The organism is Paracoccus sp. N5 (genome assembly GCF_000371965.1).
Classification (GTDB): domain Bacteria; phylum Pseudomonadota; class Alphaproteobacteria; order Rhodobacterales; family Rhodobacteraceae; genus Paracoccus.
On sequence record NZ_AQUO01000002.1, the window covers coordinates 863,132 to 887,089 of the forward strand.

18 protein-coding genes and 1 tRNA gene are annotated in these 23,958 nt (G+C 67.8%); 6 read left to right on the forward strand and 13 right to left on the reverse strand.

Features of this window, described 5'->3' with window-relative positions; translation table 11 throughout:
* Window positions 1-165 precede the first annotated feature (165 nt).
* Window positions 166-2,337, forward strand: coding sequence for a phosphoribosylformylglycinamidine synthase subunit PurL (gene purL, locus PARN5_RS0118525; RefSeq protein ID WP_018001264.1), 2,172 nt, complete (start codon window positions 166-168; stop codon window positions 2,335-2,337).
* A 320-nt stretch (window positions 2,338-2,657) separates the two neighbouring features.
* On the opposite strand, the gene PARN5_RS0118530 is transcribed toward purL, so the two are convergent.
* From PARN5_RS0118530 to coaBC, 9 genes are all read right to left on the reverse strand, one after another.
* Window positions 2,658-2,734, reverse strand: a tRNA-Arg gene (locus tag PARN5_RS0118530).
* A 47-nt stretch (window positions 2,735-2,781) separates the two neighbouring features.
* Window positions 2,782-3,993 carry a cysteine desulfurase gene (locus PARN5_RS0118535; RefSeq protein WP_018001265.1) on the reverse strand — a complete coding sequence of 404 codons (1,212 nt, stop codon included), beginning with the start codon at window positions 3,991-3,993 and terminating at the stop codon, window positions 2,782-2,784.
* Complete coding sequence (locus PARN5_RS0118540) at window positions 3,990-4,577, reverse strand: Yip1 family protein (protein ID WP_018001266.1); 588 nt, start codon at window positions 4,575-4,577, stop codon at window positions 3,990-3,992. The genes PARN5_RS0118535 and PARN5_RS0118540 overlap by 4 nt, the downstream gene beginning before the upstream one ends.
* Window positions 4,574-5,098, reverse strand: a complete 525-nt coding sequence (locus tag PARN5_RS0118545) for a hypothetical protein (RefSeq protein ID WP_018001267.1) — start codon at window positions 5,096-5,098, stop codon at window positions 4,574-4,576. The genes PARN5_RS0118540 and PARN5_RS0118545 overlap by 4 nt, the downstream gene beginning before the upstream one ends.
* Window positions 5,071-6,405: a SufD family Fe-S cluster assembly protein gene (locus tag PARN5_RS0118550; protein WP_018001268.1), complete on the reverse strand. Its 1,335-nt coding sequence runs from the start codon at window positions 6,403-6,405 to the stop codon at window positions 5,071-5,073. Before PARN5_RS0118550 ends, PARN5_RS0118545 begins: the two co-directional genes overlap by 28 nt.
* On the reverse strand, window positions 6,405-7,160 hold the full coding sequence (sufC, locus tag PARN5_RS0118555; RefSeq protein ID WP_018001269.1) for a Fe-S cluster assembly ATPase SufC: 756 nt from the start codon (window positions 7,158-7,160) through the stop codon (window positions 6,405-6,407). The genes PARN5_RS0118550 and sufC overlap by 1 nt, the downstream gene beginning before the upstream one ends.
* 72 nt (window positions 7,161-7,232) lie before the next feature.
* Window positions 7,233-8,759 carry a Fe-S cluster assembly protein SufB gene (gene sufB / locus PARN5_RS0118560; RefSeq protein WP_018001270.1) on the reverse strand — a complete coding sequence of 509 codons (1,527 nt, stop codon included), beginning with the start codon at window positions 8,757-8,759 and terminating at the stop codon, window positions 7,233-7,235.
* A gap of 1 nt (window position 8,760) precedes the next feature.
* On the reverse strand, window positions 8,761-9,828 hold the full coding sequence (locus PARN5_RS0118565) for a cysteine desulfurase family protein (protein WP_018001271.1): 1,068 nt from the start codon (window positions 9,826-9,828) through the stop codon (window positions 8,761-8,763).
* Window positions 9,825-11,099, reverse strand: coding sequence for a bifunctional phosphopantothenoylcysteine decarboxylase/phosphopantothenate--cysteine ligase CoaBC (coaBC, locus tag PARN5_RS0118570; protein ID WP_018001272.1), 1,275 nt, complete (start codon window positions 11,097-11,099; stop codon window positions 9,825-9,827). Before coaBC ends, PARN5_RS0118565 begins: the two co-directional genes overlap by 4 nt.
* Before the next feature lie 132 nt (window positions 11,100-11,231).
* Between coaBC and PARN5_RS0118575 the strand changes: the two genes are divergently transcribed.
* Window positions 11,232-12,746, forward strand: coding sequence for a YifB family Mg chelatase-like AAA ATPase (locus PARN5_RS0118575; RefSeq protein WP_018001273.1), 1,515 nt, complete (start codon window positions 11,232-11,234; stop codon window positions 12,744-12,746).
* A 1,326-nt stretch (window positions 12,747-14,072) separates the two neighbouring features.
* Here PARN5_RS0118575 and gshB read toward each other — a convergent pair.
* The 3 genes from gshB to rsmI form a co-directional block, all read right to left on the reverse strand.
* Complete coding sequence (gene gshB, locus PARN5_RS0118580) at window positions 14,073-15,050, reverse strand: glutathione synthase (protein ID WP_018001274.1); 978 nt, start codon at window positions 15,048-15,050, stop codon at window positions 14,073-14,075.
* A 66-nt stretch (window positions 15,051-15,116) separates the two neighbouring features.
* Window positions 15,117-15,524 (reverse strand): YraN family protein, encoded by a 408-nt coding sequence (locus PARN5_RS0118585; protein WP_018001275.1) that lies wholly within the window; start codon window positions 15,522-15,524, stop codon window positions 15,117-15,119.
* Window positions 15,521-16,429: a 16S rRNA (cytidine(1402)-2'-O)-methyltransferase gene (gene rsmI, locus PARN5_RS0118590; RefSeq protein ID WP_018001276.1), complete on the reverse strand. Its 909-nt coding sequence runs from the start codon at window positions 16,427-16,429 to the stop codon at window positions 15,521-15,523. Before rsmI ends, PARN5_RS0118585 begins: the two co-directional genes overlap by 4 nt.
* A 123-nt stretch (window positions 16,430-16,552) precedes the next feature.
* Between rsmI and PARN5_RS0118595 the strand changes: the two genes are divergently transcribed.
* The 3 genes from PARN5_RS0118595 to murJ are packed head-to-tail and all read left to right on the forward strand — an operon-like array spanning window position 16,553 to window position 22,117.
* Window positions 16,553-17,749, forward strand: a complete 1,197-nt coding sequence (locus PARN5_RS0118595) for a penicillin-binding protein activator (protein ID WP_018001277.1) — start codon at window positions 16,553-16,555, stop codon at window positions 17,747-17,749.
* A gap of 2 nt (window positions 17,750-17,751) precedes the next feature.
* Complete coding sequence (locus PARN5_RS0118600; protein WP_018001278.1) at window positions 17,752-20,562, forward strand: [protein-PII] uridylyltransferase; 2,811 nt, start codon at window positions 17,752-17,754, stop codon at window positions 20,560-20,562.
* Between the two features lie 10 nt (window positions 20,563-20,572).
* On the forward strand, window positions 20,573-22,117 hold the full coding sequence (gene murJ / locus PARN5_RS0118605) for a murein biosynthesis integral membrane protein MurJ (protein WP_018001279.1): 1,545 nt from the start codon (window positions 20,573-20,575) through the stop codon (window positions 22,115-22,117).
* On the opposite strand, the gene PARN5_RS0118610 is transcribed toward murJ, so the two are convergent.
* On the reverse strand, window positions 22,108-22,818 hold the full coding sequence (locus PARN5_RS0118610) for a rhomboid family intramembrane serine protease (RefSeq protein WP_018001280.1): 711 nt from the start codon (window positions 22,816-22,818) through the stop codon (window positions 22,108-22,110). The two genes, murJ and PARN5_RS0118610, sit on opposite strands and share 10 nt — an antisense overlap.
* A gap of 111 nt (window positions 22,819-22,929) precedes the next feature.
* Between PARN5_RS0118610 and trpS the strand changes: the two genes are divergently transcribed.
* Window positions 22,930-23,949 (forward strand): tryptophan--tRNA ligase, encoded by a 1,020-nt coding sequence (gene trpS / locus PARN5_RS0118615; protein WP_018001281.1) that lies wholly within the window; start codon window positions 22,930-22,932, stop codon window positions 23,947-23,949.
* Window positions 23,950-23,958: the final 9 nt, after the last annotated feature.

A 23,958-nucleotide genomic window follows, 5' to 3' on the forward strand; every position in this document is an offset into this window, starting at 1 on the left:
CTTTTTTTTGCTTCTGCCCCGGCGGCGGGCATCGCGGTCGGCGGGGTATTTGGAAAACAGAGAAAGCCCGGCCGGTTCTTCGTCGTATCGGCTGCGCGCAGGGCCTTTCCTAATGGCCGCGCGCCGCTTAAAAGGCCCGGAAAACCGGGCAAAGGGGGCGCCAGCATGCTAGAACCGCAGATCACCCAGGAATTGATCGCCGCGCATGGCCTCAAGCCCGACGAATACCAGCGCATCCTCGAGATCATCGGCCGCGAGCCGACGTTCACCGAGCTCGGCATCTTTTCGGCCATGTGGAACGAGCATTGCTCCTACAAGTCGTCGAAGAAGTGGCTGCGCACCCTGCCCACCACCGGCCCGCAGGTGATCTGCGGCCCGGGCGAGAATGCGGGCGTGGTGGACATCGGCGACGGCCAGGCCGTGGTCTTCAAGATGGAGAGCCACAATCATCCGAGCTATATCGAGCCGCATCAGGGCGCCGCGACCGGCGTCGGCGGCATCCTGCGCGATGTCTTCACCATGGGCGCCCGGCCCATCGCCGCCATGGATTCGCTGAGCTTCGGCCGGCCCGAGCATCCCAAGACCGCGCATCTGGTCAAGGGCGTGGTCGAGGGCATCGGCGCCTATGGCAATGCCTTCGGCGTGCCGAACGTGGGCGGCGAGGTGCGCTTCCATGCCTCTTATGACGGCAATTGCCTGGTCAATGCCTTTGCGGCCGGTCTCGCCGATGCCGACAAGATCTTTTATTCCGCCGCCTCGGGCGTCGGCATGCCGGTGGTCTATCTGGGCGCCAAGACCGGCCGCGACGGCGTCGGCGGCGCCACCATGGCCAGTGCCGAGTTCGACGACACCATCGAGGAAAAGCGCCCCACGGTGCAGGTCGGCGACCCCTTCACCGAGAAATGCCTGCTGGAGGCCTGCCTGGAGCTGATGCAGACCGACAGCGTGATCTCGATCCAGGACATGGGCGCGGCGGGGCTGACCTGCTCGGCCGTCGAGATGGGCGACAAGGGCGGCCTGGGCATCAAGCTGGTGCTGGACGCCGTGCCGCAACGCGAAACCGCGATGACGGCTTACGAGATGATGCTGTCCGAGAGCCAGGAGCGCATGCTCATGGTGCTGAAGCCCGAAAAGGAGGCCGAGGCACGGGCGATCTTCGAGAAATGGGACCTGGATTTCGCCATCGTCGGCGAAACCATCGCCGAAGACCGCTTCCTGATCGTCCATGGCAACGAGGTCAAGGCCGACCTGCCGCTGTCGAAACTGTCGTCCAGCGCGCCGGAATATGACCGGCCCTGGGTGCCGACCCCGGCGGCGGCGCCAATGCCTTCGCTGCCGGCGATCCAGCCCATCGCGGCGCTGCGGGCGCTGATCGGCTCGCCCAGCCATGCCCACAAGGCCTGGGTCTGGGAGCAATACGACACCCAGGTCGGCGCCGACACCGTGCGCCGCCCGGGCCTGGGCGCCGGCGTGGTGCGGGTGCATGGCAGCGGCAAGGCGCTGGCCTTCACCAGCGACGTGACCCCGCGCTATGTCAAGGCGAACCCCCATGAGGGCGGCAAGCAGGCGGTGGCCGAGGCCTATCGCAACCTCTCGGCCTGCGGCGCGCTGCCCCTGGCCACGACCGACAACCTGAACTTCGGCAATCCCGAGAAGCCCGAGATCATGGGCCAGCTCGTCGGCGCCATCAAGGGCATCGGCGAGGCCTGCGCGGCGCTGGATTTCCCCATCGTTTCGGGCAACGTCTCGCTTTACAACGAAACCGACGGCAAGGGCATCTTGCCGACCCCGACCATCGGCGGCGTCGGGCTGATCGCCAATCTGGACGATCTGATCGCCGGTCTGCCCGCCGAGGGCGACCTGGCGCTGGTCCTGGGCGAGACGGCCGGCCACCTGGGCCAGTCGGCGCTGGCGGCCGAGGCCTTCGGCATCGAGGCGGGCGATGCCCCGCCCGTCGATCTGGCGGCCGAGCGCAAGCATGGCGAATTCATCCGCGCCCATGGCAAGCTGTTCAGCGCCGCGACCGACCTGTCGGATGGCGGGCTGGCGCTGGCGGCCTTTGAACTGGCCGAGGCGGCCGGGCTGGGCGTGACGCTGGATGCCGCCGAGATCGGCCAACTCTTCGGCGAGGATCAGGCCCGCTACCTGGTTGCCTGCACCGCCGAGAATGCCGCCAAGCTGGCCGAGGCTGCCCAGGCGGCTGGCGTGCCCCTGGCGCGCGTCGGTCGCTTCGGCGGCGATCGGGTGACGCTGGGCGGAGACAGCGCCCCGTTGGCGGAACTGTCGCAGCTGTATCGCGGCGCCTTCGAAAAGGCCCTGAACCTGGAACTGGCCTGAACCTTTCCGACCCGATGGACCCGGCCGGCGCCCCGCGATGGCCGGGCTTTTCATGCGCCGATTGTAGTCGCGGAGCGAAATTCGCGCGATTGACGCTGCGTCATAGGTAATCCCACCCATTCCGCTTTGCCCGCGCCGTGCCCAGATGAGCCAGCGGAGACGGATCAAGCATCAGTCACCCAGGGGCCGCGGATCGTTCCTCCCTGCGATCGGCGGCCGGATCAAGCCCCGCTCCTGCCACGAGCGGGGCTTGCCATCTTTTGCCCCGCGCGCCAGAAGGCAAGGCAGGATGCCCGGATTTCAGTGTCTTACAAGGAAAATGGCGGTCCCAACACGATTCGAACGTGTGGCCTCTACCTTCGGAGGGTAGCGCTCTATCCAGCTGAGCTATGGGACCGCGAGCCCGTGTTGATTAGCCGCAAACGCGCGGCTCTGCAATGGGGTTCAGGCGAAAAGCTCGTGACAGAAGCCCAAACCGTCCACCAGCGCATCGACCTCGGCCCGGGTGTTGTACATGGCAAAGCTCGCCCGCGCCGTGGCCGAGACGCCGAAGAAGTCCAGAAGCGGCATGGCGCAATGCGTCCCGGCCCGGACGGCGATGCCGCGCTTGTCGAGGATCGTCGAGATGTCATGCGCATGCGCGCCCTGCATGGTCAGCGAAAAGATCGCGCCCTTGTCCGGCGCATCGCCCTGCATGGCCAGCCAGTTCAGGCTGCGCAGCCGCTCGCGGGCATAGTCGCGCAAGTCCCGCTCATGCGCGGCGATGTTCTCCATCCCGAGGCCCATCAGATATTCCAGCGCCGCGCCCAACCCGATCTGGTTGACGATGCCGGGGGTGCCGGCCTCGAAGCGCAGCGGCGGATCGGCGTAATCGACCGTGTCGCGGGTCACGGTGCGGATCATGTCGCCGCCGCCCATGAAGGGCCGCATCTCGGCCTGGCGTTCGCGGCGGATCCAGATCGCGCCCGAGCCCGAGGGGCCATAGAGCTTGTGCCCGGTGATGCAGTAGAAATCGACGCCGAGCGCGCCCACGTCCACCGGCATGTGCACCGAGGCCTGGCTGCCATCGGCCAGCACCGGCACCGAGGTTCCGCGCGCGATGGCGCCGACATCGACCACGGTGCCGGTCACGTTCGACATATGGGTGACGGCGATCAGCTTCGTCCTGGGCCCCACGGCGGCCAGCACCTTCTCGGCCGGCAGGCTGCCGTCGGGCTCGGGCTCGACCCATTTCAACTGCACGCCCTGGCGCTCGCGCAGGAAATGCCAGGGCACGATATTGGCGTGATGCTCCAGCACCGACAGCAGGATCTCGTCGCCGGCCTGCAGCCGCGGCGCGGCCCAGCCATAGGAGACCAGGTTGATGCCCTCGGTCGCGCCCGAGGTGAAGATCACCTCATCCTCGTGTGGCGCATGCAGGAAACGGGCGATGATGCTGCGCACCCGCTCGTAATTCTCGGTCGCGAGGTTCGAGAGATAATGCAAGCCCCGGTGGACATTGGCATATTCTCCCTCATAGGCGCGGGTCATGGCGTCGATCACCTGGCGCGGCTTCTGCGCGCTGGCGCCATTGTCCAGATAGACCAGCGGGCGGCCGTTGACCTGCGTGGACAGGATCGGGAAATCGGCCCGGACCGTGTCGATGTCGAAGCTCATGGAGTCACCTCGGGGACGATGCCGAAGGCCGCCGCGAAAAGCGACAGCACGAAGCCCAGGACGAACAGGCTGCCGACCAGGCCCACCACCACCTTGGCGGTGCTGGTGAAGCCGTGCAGTGCCTTGGTCATGGTCACGGCAAGATAGAGGAACAGCCCGAAGGCCAGGATCGAAAGCAGCGCCGCCGTGGCCGGGAACAGCAGCGTCATTACCAGTTGCACCGCCTGCAACCCGACCAGCAGCAGTTCGACCCAGGCCACGACCAGCAGCGCATCGGCGAAATCGCCCTGGCCGCCGAACCAGCGGCCGACCTGTGCCATCATCAGCGCCGAGACGACCATGGCGCCGAACTGCACCCCGGCCAGCGTCAGCGGATGCGACAGCAGGCGCGACAGCGCATTGTCGAACTCGACCGGGAACAGCATCAGCGACAGGCAGGCGAGCAGCGTGGACAGCGTCACCGCCAGCAGCAGCAGCGTCCAGCGCGCCGACATGGGCAGCGCCAGCCGGCGCAGCACCTGCAGCGCCGCCTCGGGCCTGCGCAGGGTCAGCACCACCAGATCGCCAAGATCGCCCGAAGTCATCCGTTCCCCGCCAATGCGCGCAGTCCCGCGCCCCATATCACCAGAAAGCCCAGGCCTGCCAGCCCCCGGGTCAGGCTCAGCGCCGCGCCGGGGCCGACCAGCCCCTCGGTCAGGCCGGCCAGCAGCATGGCCGGCGCCGCCGCGAGCAGCGCCCAGAACAGCGCCAGCCGGGAATCGCCGGGCGCGACGGGCCGCCCCGCCAGACGCGACAGGGCCGAGACCAGCGCCGCCAGCGCATAGGCCAGCAGCGGCATCATGAACATCACCGCCAGCAGCGCCCCGCCCATCCGGGCCTGAAACGGCACCGAGGGGTCGAGCTGCGCCGCCCGCTGGTGCCCGGGCGCCTGGGCGATCAGGAACACCAGCATCGCCGCCATCAGCACGGCGATCAGGCCGCGCTCGGGCAGGCCGCGCAGGCCGGCGACGACCCGACCGGGCGCCCACCAGCTTTGCACGATCCTGGGGACGATCCCGGCCTGCGCCACCTTGGCCGTCACCCCCGGGCGCGGCTGGTCAGCCATTCGTCCAGCCGGACCAGGATGGCGTCGCGCAACCCGTCATTCTCGATCTCGGCCAGCGCATCGGCCAGGAAGGACAGGACCAGCAGCACGATGGCCTGTTCCCTGGGCACGCCGCGCGAGCGCAGGTAGAACATCGCCGTCTCGTCCAGCGCACCGGTGGTCGAGCCATGCGAGCACTTCACGTCGTCGGCATAGATTTCCAGCTCGGGCTTGGCGAGGAACTGGCTGCCCTCGTCCAGCAGAAGCCCTTGGCTGATCTGGTAGCCGTCGGTCTTCTGTGCGCCGGGCTTGACCAGGATCTTGCCCTGGAAAATGCCATGCGCGCCGTTCTTCAGCACCTTCTTGAACACCTGGCGGCTTTCGCAGCGTTCGGCGGCATGGGTGATGAAGACGGTGTCGTCGTGGTGGAAGGCACCCTCGTCGCCATCGCCCAGAACGGCGGCGGCGATATGGGCCACGGCATCGTCGCCGGCGATCTCGATCACGCCCTCGTTGCGCATCATCCGGCCGTTGACCGACAGCGCGAAGGACTTGAACAGCGCGCCCTCGCCCACGCGGGCGAAAATATGGCCGATGCCCAGCTTGGCGTCATCGGCGCGCTTGCTGGAGATGTGGTGGAAGCGCGCGCCCTCGGCCAGATCCACCTCGAGCATCGTGTTCGAGCGGGCGCCGATGCCGCCGGTTTCCAGCAGCGTCAGCTCGGCGCCGGGTTCGAGCTTGACGACATGGTGGAGCACCACGTCCGCCGCCGCGTCCTGGCGGCGGTAAAGCACATGCAGCGGGCGCGAGACCGGGCCGGTGACACGGATCAACAGCCCGTCGCGGGCGGCGAGCGTGTTCAGCACCGCGAAGGGCCGCTTGACCGGGACCTGGCCGGCGGCCTCCAGCGTGCCGTAAAGCCCGGCCGCCCAATGGTCGGCACCCCTGTCGGCAGCGGCGAGGCTTTCGATCTGCAAGCCCTCGGCCGACAGATCGTCCGAGGCGGCGGCATCGAAGACGCCGTCGACGAAAACCAGCGTCAGCCGGTCGATGTCGCTGAACAGCGAGGCATCGCGCGCCGGCACCGCCAGCGGCTCGGGGCGCGGGGCGTTGAAGGGCGCGGGGTCGGTATAGCGCCAGTATTCGTCGCGGGCGCCGGGCAGGCCCATGGAAGCGAGCCGCTCGGCCGCATCCCGGCGCGCGGCTGCGGTGAACCCGCCCTGCGGCAGGTCCAGCGCCTCAAGCCGGGCCGACAGCGCCGAGGCGCCGGGCCGTGCCTTGCCCTCGACCGCCGGGGTCTGGGCCGACAGAACAGCCGTGTCCGCCATCAGCCGACCTCCGCCAGCAGGTCGCCATAGCCGTTCTGCTCGACCTCCAGCGCCAGCTCGGGGCCGCCGGTCTTGACGATGCGGCCGGCCGACATGATGTGGACCACGTCCGGTTTGATATGGTCCAGCAGGCGCTGGTAATGGGTGATGACCAGGAAGCTGCGCTCGGGCGAGCGCAGCGCGTTCACGCCCTCGGCAACCAGCCGCATGGCGTCCACGTCCAGGCCCGAATCGGTCTCGTCCAGGATGCACATGCGCGGCTCCAGCATGGCCATCTGCAGGATCTCGTTGCGCTTCTTCTCGCCGCCCGAGAAGCCGACGTTCACCGGGCGCTTCAGCATCTCGCCGTCGATCTTCAGCGTCTTGGCCTTTTCGCGCACCAGCTTCAGGAACTCGGCCGAGCTGAGCTCTTCCTCGTCGCGCGCCTTGCGCTGCGCATTCAGCGCCGTGCGCAGGAAGGTCAGGTTGCCGACGCCGGGGATCTCGACCGGATACTGGAAGGCCAGGAACAGGCCGGCGCTCGCGCGCTCCTCGGGCTCCATGTCCAAGAGGTCGTGGCCGTCGAGGCTCGCCTCGCCCTCGGTCACCTGATAGCCGTCGCGGCCCGACAGCACATAGGACAGGGTCGACTTGCCCGAACCGTTCGGGCCCATGATCGCATGGACCTCGCCCGCCGGCACGGTCAGGTCGACGCCGTTCAGGATCTGCTTGTCCTCGTCTTCAAGTTTGACGTGCAGGTTCTTGATTTCCAGCATTTTTATTCCCTCAAACGGTCGTGGCGGCGCGCGCGGCGGGCGCCCTTGTGTTCATGTCGCGGCGGCGGCCGGTCATCCGACCGAGCCTTCGAGGCTGATCGCCACCAGCGATTGCGCCTCCATGGCGAATTCCATCGGCAGGGCCTGCAAGACCTCGCGGCAGAAGCCGTTCACCACCAGCGCCACGGCGGCCTCCTCGTCGATGCCGCGGGCGCGGCAATAGAACAGCTGGTCGTCGTCCACCTTCGAAGTCGTCGCCTCGTGCTCCACCCGGGACGAGGTATTCTTCACCTCGATATAGGGGACGGTATGGGCGCCGCATTGATCGCCGATCAACAGGCTGTCGCATTGCGTATAGTTGCGGCTGTTGGTGGCGCGCGGGTGCATCGACACCAGGCCGCGATAGGTGTTCTGCGCCTTTCCGGCAGAAATTCCTTTGGAAACAATGCGCGAGCGGGTGTTCTTGCCAAGATGGATCATCTTGGTCCCGGTATCCGCCTGCTGCATGTTGTTGGCGATGGCGATGGAATAGAACTCGCCCTGGCTTTCCTCGCCGCGCAGGATGCAGGAGGGGTATTTCCAGGTGATCGCGCTGCCGGTTTCCACCTGCGTCCACATCACCTTGGCGCGGGCCTCGCGGCAATCGGCGCGCTTGGTGACGAAGTTGTAGATGCCGCCCTTGCCTTCCTCGTCGCCGGGGAACCAGTTCTGCACGGTGGAATATTTCACCTCGGCATCCTCGAGGATGACGATTTCCACAACCGCCGCGTGCAGCTGCGCCACGTCGCGCTTGGGCGCGGTGCAGCCTTCCAGATAGCTGACATAGGCGCCCTTGTCGGCGATGATCAGCGTGCGCTCGAACTGGCCGGTATTTTCGGCATTGATGCGGAAATAGGTCGAAAGCTCCATCGGGCAGCGCGTGCCCGGCGGCACATAGACGAAGCTGCCGTCCGAGAAGACCGCCGAGTTCAGCGTGGCGAAGAAATTGTCCGATTGCGGCACGACCGAGCCGAGGTATTTCTTCACCAGCTCGGGATGCTCGCGGATCGCCTCGCTGATCGAGCAGAAGATGACGCCGGCCTTGGCCAGCTCGTCCTTGAAGGTGGTGCCGACGCTGACGCTGTCGAAGACCGCGTCGACCGCGACGCGGCGGCCCTCGGCCGGGGCCTCGTCGGCGCCCTCGACGCCCGCCAGGATCATCTGTTCCTTCAGCGGGATGCCCAGCTTTTCATAGGTGGCCAGCAGCTTCGGGTCGACCTCGTCCAGCGACTTGGGCTTCACCGCCATGCTTTTCGGGCGGGCATAGTAATACTGGTCCTGATAGTCGATCACCGGATAATTCAGCATCGCCCATTTCGGCTCGACCATGGTCTGCCAGCGGCGAAAGGCGGCCAGGCGCCATTCCAGCATCCACTCCGGCTCGGCGTTCTTTTCCGAGATCAGCCGGACGATGTCCTCGTTGATGCCCTTGGGGGCATAGTCCATCTCGATCTCGGTGTCCCAGCCGTATTTGTAAGACCCCATGTTCTGGACGGTCTCGACGGTCTCGCGGTCTACGCCCTCGCGGACTTCGATGGCCTCGCCGGTCTCAACAGACATCTCACACCCTTCCCGCGGTCTCCCGCTGATCATTCCTTTGCCGCCAGCGGTCGTGCGCCGCCAGCCAGGCATCCGCGAAACGCTGAACGTCCCGAGGGTCCGTTGTCGGACCGATCGAGACGCGGATCGCATCGCCCGCCCATTCCGGCGCGATTCCCATGGCCGTCAGGACGGAGCTTGGCCGGACCTTGCCCGAGGAACAGGCCGAGCCTGCCGAAACGGCAAATCCGGCGAGGTCCATCTGCATCACCTGCGTCTCTCCGCGCCATCCCGGCGTCAGGATCGACAATGTATTCGGCAGGCGGCGGGATTCGCGCCCCGGAAATGTAACCATTTCTGTCCGGGATTCCAGAGCACCCATCAGTGAATCGCGGATTTCGCCGATTTTTTCCCCGATTCCTTGATCCAGATCATTCTGCGCCGCCTTTGCGGCCGCTGCAAAGCCCAGAATGCCGATCAGGTTCTCGGTCCCGGCGCGGCGGCCCTGTTCCTGGCCGCCGCCCTTGATCCGCGCCTCGATCTCGGTGCCGCGCCGCACGACCAGCGCGCCGATGCCGCGCGGCCCGCCCAGCTTATGGGCCGAGACGAAGCCCGCCTGAATGCCCAGCCAGTTGAAGGCAAAGGGAACTTTCCCGAAGGCCTGAGTCATGTCGCTGACCGCCAGCCCCTCGGGCAGGTCCTGGATCACCCCGGTCTCGGCATTGGCGAGCTGCAGCGTGGCCCCGGCCGGGTCGGGCACCGCGACGGCGCCCGCCGCATCGACCTGCAAGACCTCGCGGCACCAGGCCAGCACGGCCGCATGCTCGACCCCGGCGCAGGCCAGGTCGCGCCCGCCCAGGATCAAGGCCGCGCTTTCCGTCGCGCCCGAGGTGAAGATGACATCCGCGCCCTCGGCCCCCAGTGCCGTGGCGATCTCCTCGCGCGCGCGCTCCAGCGCCGATTTCGCCGCCCGCCCCTCGGCATGGACCGAGGAGGGGTTGCCGACGATCTCGCTCGCCTCCAGCATCGCCGCGCGCGCCTCGGGGCGCAGCGGGGCGGTGGCGTTCCAGTCCAGATAGACCCTGTTCATGCCCGATCCCCCGGCAAGGTGTCGCCCGCATGGTTCAAGGCATCGGCCAGCCGCGCGGCCAGCCGGCGCGCCACCTCGTCCTTGCCAAGCCGCGGCCAGCTTTCCGTCCCGGCGGCCGAGATCAGCGTCACCGCATTCTCGGCCCCGCCCATGATGCCGGTCGAGGGGCTCACGTCATTCGCCACGATCCAGTCGCAGCCCTTGCGCATCAGCTTGGCGGTGGCGTTGGCCAGCACATCGTCGGTCTCGGCGGCAAAGCCCACGACCAGCTCGGGCCGGCCCTGGCGCAGCTGGCTGATCCAGGCCAGGATGTCCGGGTTCTCGGCGAATTGCAGCTCGGGCAACTGGCCCGAGCCGTCCTTCTTGATCTTGCCGTTGCGGGCATTGGCGACATGCCAGTCGGCAACGGCGGCGGCCATCACGGCGGCATCGGCGGGCAGCGCATCCTCGACCGCCTCGCGCATCTCGCGTGCGGTCTCGACGGCGATCACCTCGACGCCCTCCGGCGGCGGCACCTCGGCCGGGCCGGTGACGAAGCTCACCCGCGCGCCCAGGTCGCGCAGCGCCGCGGCAATCGCCGTGCCCTGGGCACCGCTCGAGCGGTTGGCGATATAGCGCACCGGGTCGATCGGCTCATGCGTCGGGCCCGAGGTCACGATGACATGCCGCCCGGTCAGCACCCGCTGCGGCAGCGACACCACCGCCTCGGGCGGCAGGCGCAGCGGCCGGTCATGGCCAAGCGCGCTGCGGATCGCCGCGAGGATCGCCTCGGGCTCGGCCATGCGGCCGGGGCCGTATTCGCCGCAGGCCATGTCGCCCTCGTCCGGACCAATGAGCCGGATGCCGTCGTTCTCCAGCGTATCGAGGTTGCGCTGCGTCGCCGGATGCTGCCACATGCGCACGTTCATCGCCGGCGCCACCAGCACCGGCTTGTCGGTCGCCAGCAGCAGGGTCGAAGCCAGGTCGCCCGCGAGCCCCGCCGCCATCTTCGCCAGCAGGTCCGCGGTCGCCGGCGCCACCACGACCAGGTCGGCGGCGCGCGACAGCTGGATATGGCCCATCTCGGATTCGCGGGTCAGGTCGAAAAGCGCGGTGTGGCACGGCGATTCCGCCAGCGACGACAGCGTCAGCGGCGTTACGAACTCGGCCCCGGCCTTGGTCAGCACCGGCACCACCGCGCCGCCCTCGCGCCGGATCATGCGGATCAGCTCGGGGATCTTGAAGGCGGCGATTCCCCCGCCGACGATCAGCAATATGCGGCTGCCCTGCATGGTCGCTTCCTTTGCCGTGACGCTTGGCAAGGACATAGGCCGAAGCGCGGGCCGGAACAAGCGAGCCGCGCCCGTTAACCAATCTTTAAGCCCTGCCGGGTTAATCCGGGCTGGGGTGACGTGGGGACGAAAATGGTGGCGATTGCCTATACCGTGGCCTTCGACGGGGTCGAGGCGCGGCTGGTCGAGGTGCAATGCTCGGTCTCGGCCGGGCTGCCGGGGTTCGCCATCGTCGGCCTGCCCGACAAATCGGTCAGCGAGGCGCGCGAGCGGGTCAAGGCCGCCTTCGGCGCGCTGTCCATCGCCATGCCGGCGCGGCGGGTGACGGTGAACCTGTCGCCGGCCGACCTGCCGAAAGAGGGCTCGCATTTCGACCTGCCCATTGCGCTGGCGGTGCTGGCCGCGCTGGAGGTCGTCCCGGCCGAGGCGCTGGAGCGCGTGGTGTCCTTGGGCGAGCTGGCGCTGGACGGCCGGCTTTCGCCGGTGACGGGCGCCCTGCCCGCCGCCATGGCCGCGGCCGAGGATGGCCGGGCGCTGATCGTGCCGCGCGCCTGCGGCCCCGAGGCGGCCTGGGTCGCCGCCGTCCCCGTGCTTGCGCCGCGCACGCTGCGCGAGGCGGTGGACCACCTGACCGACCGCGCGCCCCTGCCCCGCGCCCAGCCGGGCGAACTGGCCGAGCCCGCGCGCGCCGCCGACCTGTCCGAGGTGATCGGCCAGGAACGCGCCCGCCGCGCCATCGAGATCGCCGCCGCCGGCCGCCACCATCTGCTGATGGTCGGTCCCCCTGGCGCCAGCAAGTCGATGCTGGCGACCCGGCTGCCCGGCATCCTGCCGCCGCTGACCCCGCAGGAGGCACTGGAGACCTCGGTCATCCATTCCGTCGCCGGCCAGCTGGCCCAGGGCGGCATCTCGCGCAGCGCGCCCTTCTGCCAGCCGCATCACACCGCATCGATGGCGGCCATGGTGGGCGGCGGCCGCGGCGCCCGGCCCGGCCAGGCCAGCATCGCCCATAACGGCGTGCTGTTCCTGGACGAATTGCCGGAATTCGAGCGCCGGGTCATCGACGCCCTGCGCGAGCCGATCGAAACCGGAGAGATCCATGTCTCGCGCGCCAATGCCCATATCCGCTACCCGGCGCGCTTCCTGCTGGTCGCGGCCGCCAACCCCTGCCGCTGCGGCGAGATCGCCGATGCCGGCCAGACCTGCAGCAAGGCACCGCGCTGCGGGGCGGATTACCTGGGGCGGATCTCGGGGCCGATGATGGACCGCTTCGATCTGCGATTCGAGGTGCCGCAGGTCTCGATCGCCGACCTGGGCCTGCCCGCGACCGGCGAAAGCTCGGCCACGGTCGCCGAGCGGGTGGCGGCGGCTCGCGGCATCCAGGCCCGGCGCTTTGCCGAGCATCCGCGGGCGCGGGTCAATGCCGACGCCTCGGGCCGGCTGCTCGAGGAGATCGCACCGCTCGATGGCGAGTGCCGGTCGCTGCTCGCGCTCGCGGCCGAAAAGCTGGGGCTGACCCCGCGCGGCTACCACCGCATCCTGCGCAGCGCCCGCACCATTGCCGACCTCGACGATTCGCCGGCGATCCGCCAGCCGCACCTGGCCGAAGCGCTGTCCTATCGCCTGCCCTTCGGCCGCCCCGACTGAGCGTTACGGGATGGCTGGCAGGGCGCTTCGAATCACAGCCCCAGTAGCGGGGCCCTGCCTCGCGGCTCTAGGTTCAGGCTTGCCATGCTTTGCATCCGCCGGTCACAAGCGGATCCGGATGCGTAAGCCTGACGCGGTCATTCCACCCGGCCGCAATGCCGTTGCCTCGCCGGCCGCTGATTCGCTGGTTTCCGGTTATCGATCTGCTTGAGGGGCTTGCCCTGGGAAAGTAGAGAGCACCAACTGGGAAACTCGAAGTGTTCCATGGAACGAGCGAGCGACCGGCGCCAGAGTTTCTGCGCCAGATTGCCGGGATCTTGGGTCAGGCTCTCGACGCTGACGCGGTGGTCCGGGCGCGAGCGGGACGCTGACGAGCAAGGAGAGGCATCGAGCGATCTGCATGCGATCGCGTCGGGAAAATGCGGAGCTGAGGCAGGGGCGCGATATGCTAAGAAAGCCATGGCCTTCCTCTCGAGGGAAACGCGATGACCTTCGGCTTCATCGAAACGGAGAGGGCCCAGTTTTTGCTCGGCCGAAAACGCCAGATCCATCGGTGGCTTCTCATAACCCCGAGCATTCATCGCGCGGCCTCCAGCATCCCGCCCCTTCGAAGGAACAGCCCGGAAGCATGCTGAATGCTCTCTACCAGAGCCGGGAAAATCCATTGATGATCGATGTGAGCAGGCGAACGCCATGCATCCGAGCAAGCCTGCGCAAGTCCCTGAAAACGCATCGCGCGGCTGCGAGCACAAAAGCGGCGGCAGCGACAAGCGCCGGCATCTGATCGGGCGCCGTTCGAGGTGTTTCCGGAGGCCGATTGGCTTGAACACCAGCTTGCACGCCAGCACGGACGGCAAGGGCCGTCCGCCGAAGTCCTTCATGACGGCGGGCCAGACAGCGACGATATTGAGCCGCGGCCGTGCCGAGCACCCTGCCCGCAGCCGAATGGATGATCGCAAACGCGGATACGACGCAGACTGGTTCCGGGAACGTCGAAAGGCAAAGAGACACGTCCATGCACTCCGGCCTGAAGTCTCGCGGAAGCCGCTTGATACGACAACGGCGCGACAAACACCGCAACCGGATCGAAATCATGTTCAGCCGCTTCGAGGACCGGCGCCGCTTCGCCGGGCGCCATGAGAGGTGCACCCCTTCCTCTCCGCCGTCGCCCTGGATACAACTGTCATGTTATACCCTTGAAATCAACAAGTCGAACCCCAGCGACGAGTTTGGCCCTCCGAGCGGATTGCTTCAAACCTCCGCTTGGAAATATGCATCCGCGCTGAAGCAATTCGCGTTGCTTGGGTTACGAAAACGGCATCCGAATCATTCCGGCCGTCCCCCTTCAGGCACCTGTCCTCGGGCAGCCAACCTGCGCTCGATGGCTTCCCAGATCAGCGCGGCGGCATTGATGCCGTCGAACCGCTCCAGTTCCTGAATGCCGGTGGGCGAGGTCACGTTGATTTCGGTAAGCCAGCCGTCGATGACGTCGATACCCGTGAAAAGCAGCCCCTTTTCGCGCAGGACCGGGCCGATGACCGCGCAGATCTCGTGTTCGCGTGCGGTCAGGCCGATCTTCTCCGGGTTGCCGCCGACATGCATGTTCGAGCGGACCTCGCCGGCGGCGGGCACCCGGTTGATGGCACCGACCGGATCGCCGTCGACAAGGATGATGCGCTTGTCGCCCTTGACCACGGCGGGCAGATATTTCTGCGCGATGATCGGCTCGCGGCTGCTGGCAAGAAAGGTCTCGACCAGGGAGGACAGGTTTGGATCGTCCGGCCGCATGTGGAAGATGCCGACGCCGCCATTGCCGTAAAGCGGCTTCAGGATGAAATCGCCATGCCGCCGCCGGAAGTCCCGGATCTGCGCCAGGTCACGGGTAATCAGGGTCGGCGGCGTCAGTTCGGGAAAATCCAGAACCAGCAGCTTCTCGGGGCTGTTGCGGACCCAGAACGGATCGTTCACCACGAAGGTGTCCGGATGCACGCGATCCAGCAGATGGGTGGTGGTGATGTAGCCCATGTCGAAAGGCGGATCCTGACGCAGCCAGACGACGTCGAAATCGCCCAGGTCGACATCCGCCCAGTCGCCGAAATCGACGTGATTGCCCTGTTCGCGGCGCAGGGTGACAGGCCTGCCCCGGGCGACGATGCGACCTTCGACATAGCTCAGCCGGTCGGCGGTATACTGGAACAACCGATGGCCGCGCGCCTCGGCCTCGAGCCCCAGCCGGAAGGTGCTGTCCCCGTTGATCGAGACATGCTCGATCGGGTCCATCTGCAGCGCCACGTAAAGACTCATGCGATCATCTCCCGCCTGTTCCTGCGGAGTTCTGACCCGGCCACCCGGCCATTGCAAGCGGTGGAGTCAGTTCCCGCCGAAGGCATTCTCGTGAATCTGCACCCGTCCGAACTGGTCGACCAGCGCGGCGTCGAAGCGCATCGGGGTCAGCAGGCCGGTCGAGAGGCGGCCGCAGAATTCCAATGCGGCATTGCAGATGCGCATGATCTGCCGGCGCCCGATCCGTTCGGCCGCCCAATGGTGAAAGCTCGCCTTCTTGACCTCGACGAAGACATATTCGCCGGCCTTGCACAGGATCAGGTCGATCTCGCCGCCCTGGCCGCGCCAGCGCTCGGCAACAAGTTCATAGCCGCGCATGACGTATTCCCGCGCGACCGAACCCTCGGCCATCCGGCCGCCCGAACAGGCGGCCATGCCGCGCCAGGCCCGGGCATCCAGGGCAGATGCCGGCGTGAAGTCCCTTTCATGCTTCATTCCCGTTCCTTCCTCATCTGGACGGCCAGCGCATAGACATCGCGGCGCGGCAGGCCGAATCTCGTGGCGATCTCGGTCGCGGCGGCCTTGACCGGCATGTCCTCGGGCAGGCTGGCAAGCGCATCGCGCAGATTATCCTCGCTGGGCGCGAGGGGCTGCGGATGGCCGAACAGCACGACGATTTCGCCGCGCAAGCCTTCCTCCGGTATCCGTTCCGCCAGTTCCGCCGCCGTCCCGCGCATCACCTCTTCGAATTTCTTGGTCAGTTCCCTGCAGATCACCGTAGCCCGATTCGCCTCAGCATCGCAGACATTCTCCAACAATTGCTTAACGCGCCTCGGGCTTTCGAAGGCGATGACCGTGGCCTCGACCGCGCGCCAGCTCTCGATCCATTTGCGCCGTGCCCCGGCCGCTGCCGGCGGAAACCCGACGAAAAGGAACCGGTCGCTGGGCAGGCCCGAGACCGAGAGCGCCGCCAGCGCCGCCGAGGGGCCGGGCAGCGCCCGCACCGCATGGCCGGCCTCGGCCGCGTCGCGTGCCAGCCGATAGCCCGGGTCGGCAACCAGCGGCGTGCCGGCGTCCGAGGCATAGGCCACCGACTTGCCCTGCTCCAGCGCCGCCAACACCGCGGGCCGCGCCCGGTCGGCGTTATGGTCGTGATAGGCGATCAGCCGCCGGCCGCGCAGCGCGATGCCATGGATGTCCATCAGGTGGCGCAGGTTGCGGGTGTCCTCGGCCGCCAGCACCTCGGCCGTGTTCAGCACGTCGAGCGCCCGCAGCGTGATGTCGCGCGCCGCGCCGATCGGCGTCGCCACCAGGTAGAGCCCGGGCTCGGGCGCGCTGGCCGAAATCGAGAGCGAGACTGCCCGCGCGCCCGTCCCGGTTGTGCTGGCGCCATTCTCCATCGCGGATCCTTTCTCTCTGCCCGACAAACGGGCCGCCCGCATGGGGCAAGTTGCCTTGTCCGGAATATGCCAATAACCTGCCCCCATCAAACCCCCAGCCTCGATCCAACAGGGAATCACGCCATGACCGTCCTGAAAACGATCCGCGGCGCCTTCGATCTGCGCCGCCCGGCCGCGCGCATCGCAGCCGTGCTTGCCGCCATGACGCTTGCCGCCTGCGAGCCCGTCGGGACGGGGGCCTCGGGTCCGCAGACCGGCCAGGCCATCGACCCGTCGCAGCCGGTGCCGGTGGCGCTGCTGGTGCCGGGCGGCAATGCCGACCTGGACTGGCTGGCGCGCTCGCTGACGAATTCCGCCAGGATGGCCGCGGCCGATGCGCGCGGCGCCACCATCGACCTGCGCGTCTACAATGCCGGCTCCGAGCCGGGCGCCGCCGTCGCCTCGGCCAACCAGGCGGTGAGCGAAGGCGCCAAGATCATCCTCGGCCCGCTTTTCGCCGACAGCGCCAATGCGGTCGGCAATGCCATGGCGCCCCGGGGCATCAACGTGCTGTCCTTCTCGAACAACACCGACATCGCCGGCGGCAATGTCTTCGTGCTGGGCAATACCTTCGACAACGTCGCCGACCGGCTGGTGAAATACGGCGTCCGGAACGGCAAGCGCCGCATCCTGATGGTGGCCGAGGACGACGCGGCAGGCCAGGTCGGCGCCCGCGCCATCGAGCGCGCCATCCAGCGCAATGGCGCCAGCCTTGCTGGCAGCGCCGTGCATCCGGTGTCGAAACAGGGCATCGACGGCATCATTCCGAACGTCACCGCGGCGGCGCTGTCGGGCAATGTCGATGCGGTCTTCCTGACCGCCAACCAGGGCGCGGTGCTGCCCTATCTGACCGACAGGCTGGCCGATGCCGGCGTGACCTCGGCCGCGGTGCAGATGATGGGGCTGACGCGCTGGGACCAGCCCTCGTCCCGGCTGCAATTGCGCGGCGTGCAGGGCGGCTGGTTCGCCATTCCCGACACGACGATGAAGGCGCAGTTCGACCAGCGCTATCGCGCCGCCCATGGCGAGACGCCGCATGAGCTGGGCTCGCTGGGCTATGACGGGGTCGCGGCCATCGCCGCCCTGGTCCGCGCCGGCAAGCGCAATGCGCTGACCACCGCCGGTCTGACCCAGAACTCGGGCTTCGCCGGGGTCCAGGGCGCCTTCCGCCTGCGCCGCGACGGCACCAACGAGCGCGCGCTGGCCGTGGCCACGGTGCGCGGCAACCAGCTGGTGGTGCTGGACCCGGCCCCGCGCAGCTTCGGCGGCTTCGGGTTCTGACCTTGAGCGCAGGCAAGACCGAGACCCTGCCGCAAAGCGCCCCGGCCCTGCCCGGGGCGCATTCCCTCTTCGCGCCCGAGACCTTCCTGCCGGCGCTGACCGCCGCCCTGCAAGGCGCGGGCGACCCGCGCGAGATCCGCGCCCGCGCCGTCGCCCTGCTGACCCAGGCCCGCACCGCCGCCATGGCCGACATCGCCGCCGGCTTCATGTCGCATCCGCGCGCCGCGCGCGAGACGGTGCGCGCCATCGCCAGCCTGACCGACGCGACCGTCATCGCCATCCACCACGTCGCCACCACCATCCTGCACCCGCTGGCCGACCCGACCGATGCCGAGCGGCTGTCGGTGCTGGCCATCGGCGGCTACGGCCGCGCCGAGATGGCGCCGCAATCCGACGTCGACCTGCTGTTCCTGACCCCCTGGAAGATCTCGGGCTGGGTCGAGAGCGTGGTCGAATCCATGCTCTACATGCTGTGGGACCTGAAGCTGAAGGTCGGGCAAGCCACCCGCTCGGTCGATGATTGCATCCGGCTTGGCGCCGGCGACATGACGATCCGCACCAGCCTTCTGGAGCACCGGCTGATCTGCGGCCATGCCGCCACCGCCGAGACGCTGCGCGACCGGCTGTGGAGCGAGCTCTTCGACAAGAGCGTGCCGCAGTTCATCGAGGCCAAGCTCGCCGAGCGCGCCGAGCGCCACCGCCGCCAGGGCGGCCAGCGCTATGTGCTGGAACCGAACGTCAAGGAGGGCAAGGGCGGGTTGCGCGACCTGCAGACCCTCTACTGGATCGCGAAATACATCCACCGCGTCGATCGCGCCGTCGAGCTGATCGCGCTTGGCTTCTTCACCAAGGAAGAGCACCTGACCTTCTGGCAGGCCGAGGATTTCCTCTGGGCGGTGCGCTGCCACCTGCACCTGATCGCCGGCCGGCCGCAGGACCAGCTGACCTTCGACATGCAGGTCGAGGTGGCGACGCGCATGGGCTATCGCGACCTCGGCGGCCGCCGCGCGGTCGAGATCTTCATGCAGGACTATTTCCTGCATGCGACCAAGGTGGGCGAGCTGACGCGGGTGTTCCTGGTCGCGCTCGAGGCGCGCCACCTCTACCGCGCGCCGATCATGAACCTGCTGTTCCAGCGCCGCCGCCGCATCCGGCCCGGGTTCCGGCTGGACCGCGGCCGGCTGAACTTCGTCGATGAAAAGCAGTTCCTGTCCGATCCGCTGAACATCCTGCGCCTGTTCGAGGAGGCCCTGCGCACCGGCATCCTGATCCACCCCGAGGCGATGCGTGCGGTGGCGGCGAACCTCGATCTGATCGACGACCGCGTGCGCTCGGACCCCGAGGCGGTGCGGATCTTCCTGGATCTGCTGCTGAAGCACGGCAACCCGGAACGGTCGCTGCGGCGGATGAACGAGCTTGGCGTTCTGGCTGCCTTCATCCCGGAATTCGCCCCGGTCGTGGCGATGATGCAGTTCAACGTCTATCACCATTACACGGTCGACGAGCACCTGATCCAATGCGTCGCGGCGCTGGCCGCCATCGAGCGCGGCGACGATGTCGAGGATCTGCCCGTGGTCAGCAAGATCATGAAGGGCAAGGTCAACCGCCGGGTGATCTACCTGGCCGTGCTGCTGCACGACATCGGCAAGGGCCGGACCGAGGATCACTCGATCCTGGGCGCGCGGCTGGCGCGGCGGATCTGCACCCGGTTCGGCCTGCCGGCGGACGAGATCGAGACCATCGAATGGCTGATCCGCAACCACCTGCTGATGTCGGACGTGGCGCAAAAGCGCGACATCGCCGATCCGCGCACGCTGCGCGACTTTGCCAAGGCGGTGAAGACGGTCAAGCGGCTGGACATGCTGCTGGTGCTGACGGTCTGCGACATTCGCGGGGTCGGGCCCGGCACCTGGAACAACTGGAAAGCCATGCTGCTGCGCAAGCTGCACGGCGAGACGGCGCTCGCGCTGCAAAACGGGCTCGAGGAGCTGAACCGAGACAAGCGCACCGGCGAGGCGAAACGCTCGCTGCGCCACCTGCTGGCCGCGAAATCCTGGGAGCCGAAGGCGATCAAGGCCGAACTCGCGCGCCATTACGACGCCTATTGGCCCGGCCTGCCGACCGAGACGCAATCGGTCTTTGCCCATCTGCTGGCGGGCGTCGGCGATGACGAGATCCGCATCGACCTTCACCCCGACACCGACCGCGACGCGACCCGCGCGGCCTTCGTGCTGGCCGACCATCCCGGCATCTTTTCCCGCATGGCGGGGGCCCTGGCGCTGGTCGGCGCCAATATCGTCGATGCGCGCACCTATACCACCAAGGACGGGTTCGCGACCGCGGTCTTCTGGCTGCAGGACGCCGACGGCCATCCCTATGCCGCCGACCGCCTGCCGCGCCTGCGCAAGATGATCGAGCGCACGCTGAAGGGCGAGATCGTCGCGCGCGAGGCGCTGGCCGGCCGCGACAAGCCGAAAAAGCGCGAGGCGGCCTTCCGCTTCCCGACCCATATCACCTTCGACAACGAGGCCTCGGACGTCTACACCGTGATCGAGGTCGACACCCGCGACCGCCCCGGCCTGCTTTACGACCTGACCCGGACGCTGGCCGAGAACCACATCCAGATCGCCAGCGCGGTCATCGCCACTTTCGGCGCCCAGGTCGTCGACACCTTCTATGTCAAGGATATGTTCGGGCTGAAGCTGCACCAGCAGGGTCGCCGCGACACGCTGGAAAAGAAGCTGCGCCAGGCCCTCAAGGACGGGACCGAGCGCGCGGAAAAGGCCGAGCGCCCGCTTGGCGGGACGTTCTGAAGGGACATCGATGCAACCGATAAGACTGATCCGGGGCTTCCTGTCGGTGGGGGCATGGACGCTGGCCAGCCGCGTCGTGGGCTTTGTCCGCGACGTGATGATGGCGGCCTATCTGGGCGCCGGCCCGGTGGCCGAGGCCTATAACGTCGCCTTCCGCCTGCCCAATATGTTCCGCCGCTTCTTCGGCGAGGGCGCCTTCAACACCGCTTTCGTGCCGATGTTCGCCAAGCGCCTGGAGGGGGAAGAGGACGCCCGCGCCTTTGCCGAAGAGGCGTTCTCGGGCCTGTTCACCGTGGTGCTGGTCGTCTCGGTCATCGCGCATTTCGCCATGCCCTGGCTGGTCTTCGCCATGGCGGCCGGGTTCTACGGCGACCCGCGCTTCGACCTTGCGGTGATGTATGGCCGGATCTGCTTTCCCTATATCCTGTTCATCTCGCTGACGGCGCTGCTCTCGGGGCTGCTGAACGCGGGCGGGCGCTTCGTCGCGGCGGCGGCGGCGCCGGTGCTGATGAACTTCATCCTGATCGCCGCCATGCTGCTGGCACATCGCTATGGCTGGGACATGGGCGGTGCGATGGCCTGGTCCACGCCGGTCTCGGGCGTCGCGCAATTCCTGACCGTCTGGTGGGCGGCCAAGCGCATGGGCTTTCCGCTGCGGCTGCGCCTGCCCCGGCTCTCGCCCGACATGAAGCGGCTGATCGCCGTGGCGGGGCCTGCGGTGCTGGCCGGCGGCGTGGTGCAGATCAACCTGATGGTCGGCCAGCAGGTCGGCTCGTTCTTCGACGGCGCGGTGGCCTGGCTGACCTATGCCGACCGGCTGTATCAGCTGCCCTTGGGTGTCGTCGGCATCGCCATCGGCATCGTGCTGCTGCCCGACATCTCGCGCCGGCTGAAGGCGGGCGATACCGGCGGCGGCCGGCACGCCTATAACCGCGCCGCCGAATTCGCGCTGTTCCTGACCGTGCCGGCGGCGGTGGCGCTGGTGGTGGCGGCCGGACCGCTGATCTCGGTCCTGTTCGGGCGGGGCAAGTTCCTGGCCTCGGACGTCGGCCCGACGGCGCAGGCGCTGGCGATCTATGGCCTGGGCCTGCCGGCCTTCGTGCTGCAAAAGGTGCTGCAGCCGCTGTATTTCGCGCGCGAGGACACCAGGAAGCCGTTCCGCTTTGCCGTCTGGTCGATGGTGGTCAATGCCGTGCTGGCGCTGGGGCTGGCGCCGCTGATCGGCTTTTCGGCCGCCGCCTGGGGCACGACCATCGCCGGCTGGACCATGGCGGCGCAGCTTTGGCACGGCACCCGCGCCTTTGGCGAGGCGGCCGAGCTTGACGACCGCCTGCGCCACCGCCTGCCGCGCATCGCGCTGGCCTCGGCGGTGATGGGCGTGGTGCTGTGGGGGCTGATGGCGGCGCTGGACCAGGCGCTGATCACGCCCGGCACCCGCTACCTGGCGCTGGCCGCGCTGGTCCTTGGCGGCATGGCAGCCTACGGCCTCGCGGCGGTGGTCTGCGGCGCCGTGCGCCTGTCGGATCTCAGCGCGGGCTTCCGGCGTCAGCGCTGACGGATCTGGCGGACCACCCGGGCGATCCCGCCGGGCACCAGCACGAAGGACAGGATGAAGCCGGTGGCGAAACCCGCCACCTCGGCGATCCAGGTCAGGCTGCCGTCCTGGAACAGGATGCCGAACACCAGCTGGAAGGCCAGCAGCATGCCGATCAGCGTGAAGGCGCGCAGCCGGTTGGCATTTTCCTGGCCGAGCCGGGTCCAGAGCAGGAAGGTGAAGGCGCCGACGAAGCCATAGACCGCCGGATAGCCGCCGATCAGCGGCTGGAACCGGAACTGCGGCAAGAGCCCCGCGCACAGCGTATAGACCAGCGCCCCGCCGATGGCCGAGCCGAAGAACAGCGCGATCACCGCCCAGGGCCGGAACTGATGCGCGATCAGGTTGCCCAGGGCCAGCGTGAAGACGATCACGAACAGCGCATGGGTGATCGACAGGTGGACGAAGGGATAGGTCAGCACGCGCCAGCTCTGGTCCAGCAGGAAGACCTTCATCTGCCACAGCCGCAGCACGAAATCGGGGATATAGGCGGTGCGCTCGACCGCGATCTGGCGCATGGCCATGCCGCCGCCCTGCCCGCCGCCCAGAAAGCCCATCCGGCCCAGCCCGAACACCGCCTCGCAGGCGATCATCGGCAGGGCGATCATCCAGACCACGGCGGGCACGGGGTTCAGCGGCGATTCATCGTAACCGGGGCGCATCTTGCTTCCTTCTCTGGCAGGGCAGTTGCGCGCCCCGTTTCCTGCGGGCAGTTGCGCCCGACCGGGCCAAGGGGTAAGCCAGCCACCGGGATTTTCCAAGCAGGTAGTGCCATGACCACGAGCTTCACCAAGCGCATCTTCTCCGGCATCCAGCCCTCGGGCGGGCTGACGCTGGGGAACTATCTCGGCGCGCTGAAACGCTTTGCGGAGTATCAGGGCAAGGGGGCCGAGACGATCTATTGCGTCGTGGACCTGCACGCGATCACCGTCTGGCAAGACCCCGAGAAGCTCAAGCACAACACCCGCGAGGTCGCGGCGGCCTTCCTGGCCTCGGGCGTGGATCCCGAGGTGTCCATCCTGTTCAACCAGAGCCAGGTGCCGCAGCATGCCGAATTGGCCTGGCTTTTCAATACCGTGGCGCGCGTGGGCTGGATGTATCGCATGACCCAGTTCAAGGACAAGGCCGGCAAGAACAGCGAGAATTCGTCGCTGGGCCTGCTGGCCTATCCCTCGCTGATGGCGGCCGACATCCTGGCCTATCACGCCACCGCCGTGCCGGTGGGCGAGGACCAGAAGCAGCACCTGGAGCTGACCCGCGACATCGCGGCGAAGTTCAACCACGACTACGGCCAGGAGTTCTTCCCGATCACCGAGCCGCTGATCGAGGGCACGGCGACCCGGGTCATGTCCCTGCGCGACGGATCGAAGAAAATGTCCAAATCCGACCCCTCGGACGCGACGCGCATCAACCTGACCGACGATGCCGACGCCATCGCGCAGAAGATCCGCAAGGCCCGCACCGACGCCGACCCGCTGCCCGGCACGATGGAGGGCCTGAAGGACCGGCCCGAGGCGAAGAACCTCGTCAATATCTATGCCGCGCTTTCCGGCGAGACCGGCGACCAGGTGCTGTCCCGATTCGAGGGCCAGGGCTTCGGCGTCTTCAAGCCGGCGCTGGCCGAGGTGGCGGTCGAGGCCTTGGCGCCGATCACCCGGCGCATGACCGATTTCATGGCCGACCCGGCCGAGATCGACCGCATCCTGGGCCGCGGCGCCGGCCAGGCGCAGGCCATCGCCGAGCCCATCGTCGAGCGCACCAAGGAGATCATGGGCATGATCCGCTCGCGCTGAGCGGGTGCC

Bases quoted from the DNA above. Each gene is read 5' to 3' on its own strand.
- purL (WP_018001264.1), top strand. From the start codon at position 166: ATGCTAGAACCGCAGATCACCCAGGAATTGATCGCCGCGCATGGCCTC.
- PARN5_RS0118535 (WP_018001265.1), bottom strand. From the start codon at position 3,993: ATGAGCTTCGACATCGACACGGTCCGGGCCGATTTCCCGATCCTGTCC.
- PARN5_RS0118540 (WP_018001266.1), bottom strand. From the start codon at position 4,577: ATGACTTCGGGCGATCTTGGCGATCTGGTGGTGCTGACCCTGCGCAGG.
- PARN5_RS0118545 (WP_018001267.1), bottom strand. From the start codon at position 5,098: ATGGCTGACCAGCCGCGCCCGGGGGTGACGGCCAAGGTGGCGCAGGCC.
- PARN5_RS0118550 (WP_018001268.1), bottom strand. From the start codon at position 6,405: ATGGCGGACACGGCTGTTCTGTCGGCCCAGACCCCGGCGGTCGAGGGC.
- sufC (WP_018001269.1), bottom strand. From the start codon at position 7,160: ATGCTGGAAATCAAGAACCTGCACGTCAAACTTGAAGACGAGGACAAG.
- sufB (WP_018001270.1), bottom strand. From the start codon at position 8,759: ATGTCTGTTGAGACCGGCGAGGCCATCGAAGTCCGCGAGGGCGTAGAC.
- PARN5_RS0118565 (WP_018001271.1), bottom strand. From the start codon at position 9,828: ATGAACAGGGTCTATCTGGACTGGAACGCCACCGCCCCGCTGCGCCCC.
- coaBC (WP_018001272.1), bottom strand. From the start codon at position 11,099: ATGCAGGGCAGCCGCATATTGCTGATCGTCGGCGGGGGAATCGCCGCC.
- PARN5_RS0118575 (WP_018001273.1), top strand. From the start codon at position 11,232: ATGGTGGCGATTGCCTATACCGTGGCCTTCGACGGGGTCGAGGCGCGG.
- gshB (WP_018001274.1), bottom strand. From the start codon at position 15,050: ATGAGTCTTTACGTGGCGCTGCAGATGGACCCGATCGAGCATGTCTCG.
- PARN5_RS0118585 (WP_018001275.1), bottom strand. From the start codon at position 15,524: ATGAAGCATGAAAGGGACTTCACGCCGGCATCTGCCCTGGATGCCCGG.
- rsmI (WP_018001276.1), bottom strand. From the start codon at position 16,429: ATGGAGAATGGCGCCAGCACAACCGGGACGGGCGCGCGGGCAGTCTCG.
- PARN5_RS0118595 (WP_018001277.1), top strand. From the start codon at position 16,553: ATGACCGTCCTGAAAACGATCCGCGGCGCCTTCGATCTGCGCCGCCCG.
- murJ (WP_018001279.1), top strand. From the start codon at position 20,573: ATGCAACCGATAAGACTGATCCGGGGCTTCCTGTCGGTGGGGGCATGG.
- PARN5_RS0118610 (WP_018001280.1), bottom strand. From the start codon at position 22,818: ATGCGCCCCGGTTACGATGAATCGCCGCTGAACCCCGTGCCCGCCGTG.
- trpS (WP_018001281.1), top strand. From the start codon at position 22,930: ATGACCACGAGCTTCACCAAGCGCATCTTCTCCGGCATCCAGCCCTCG.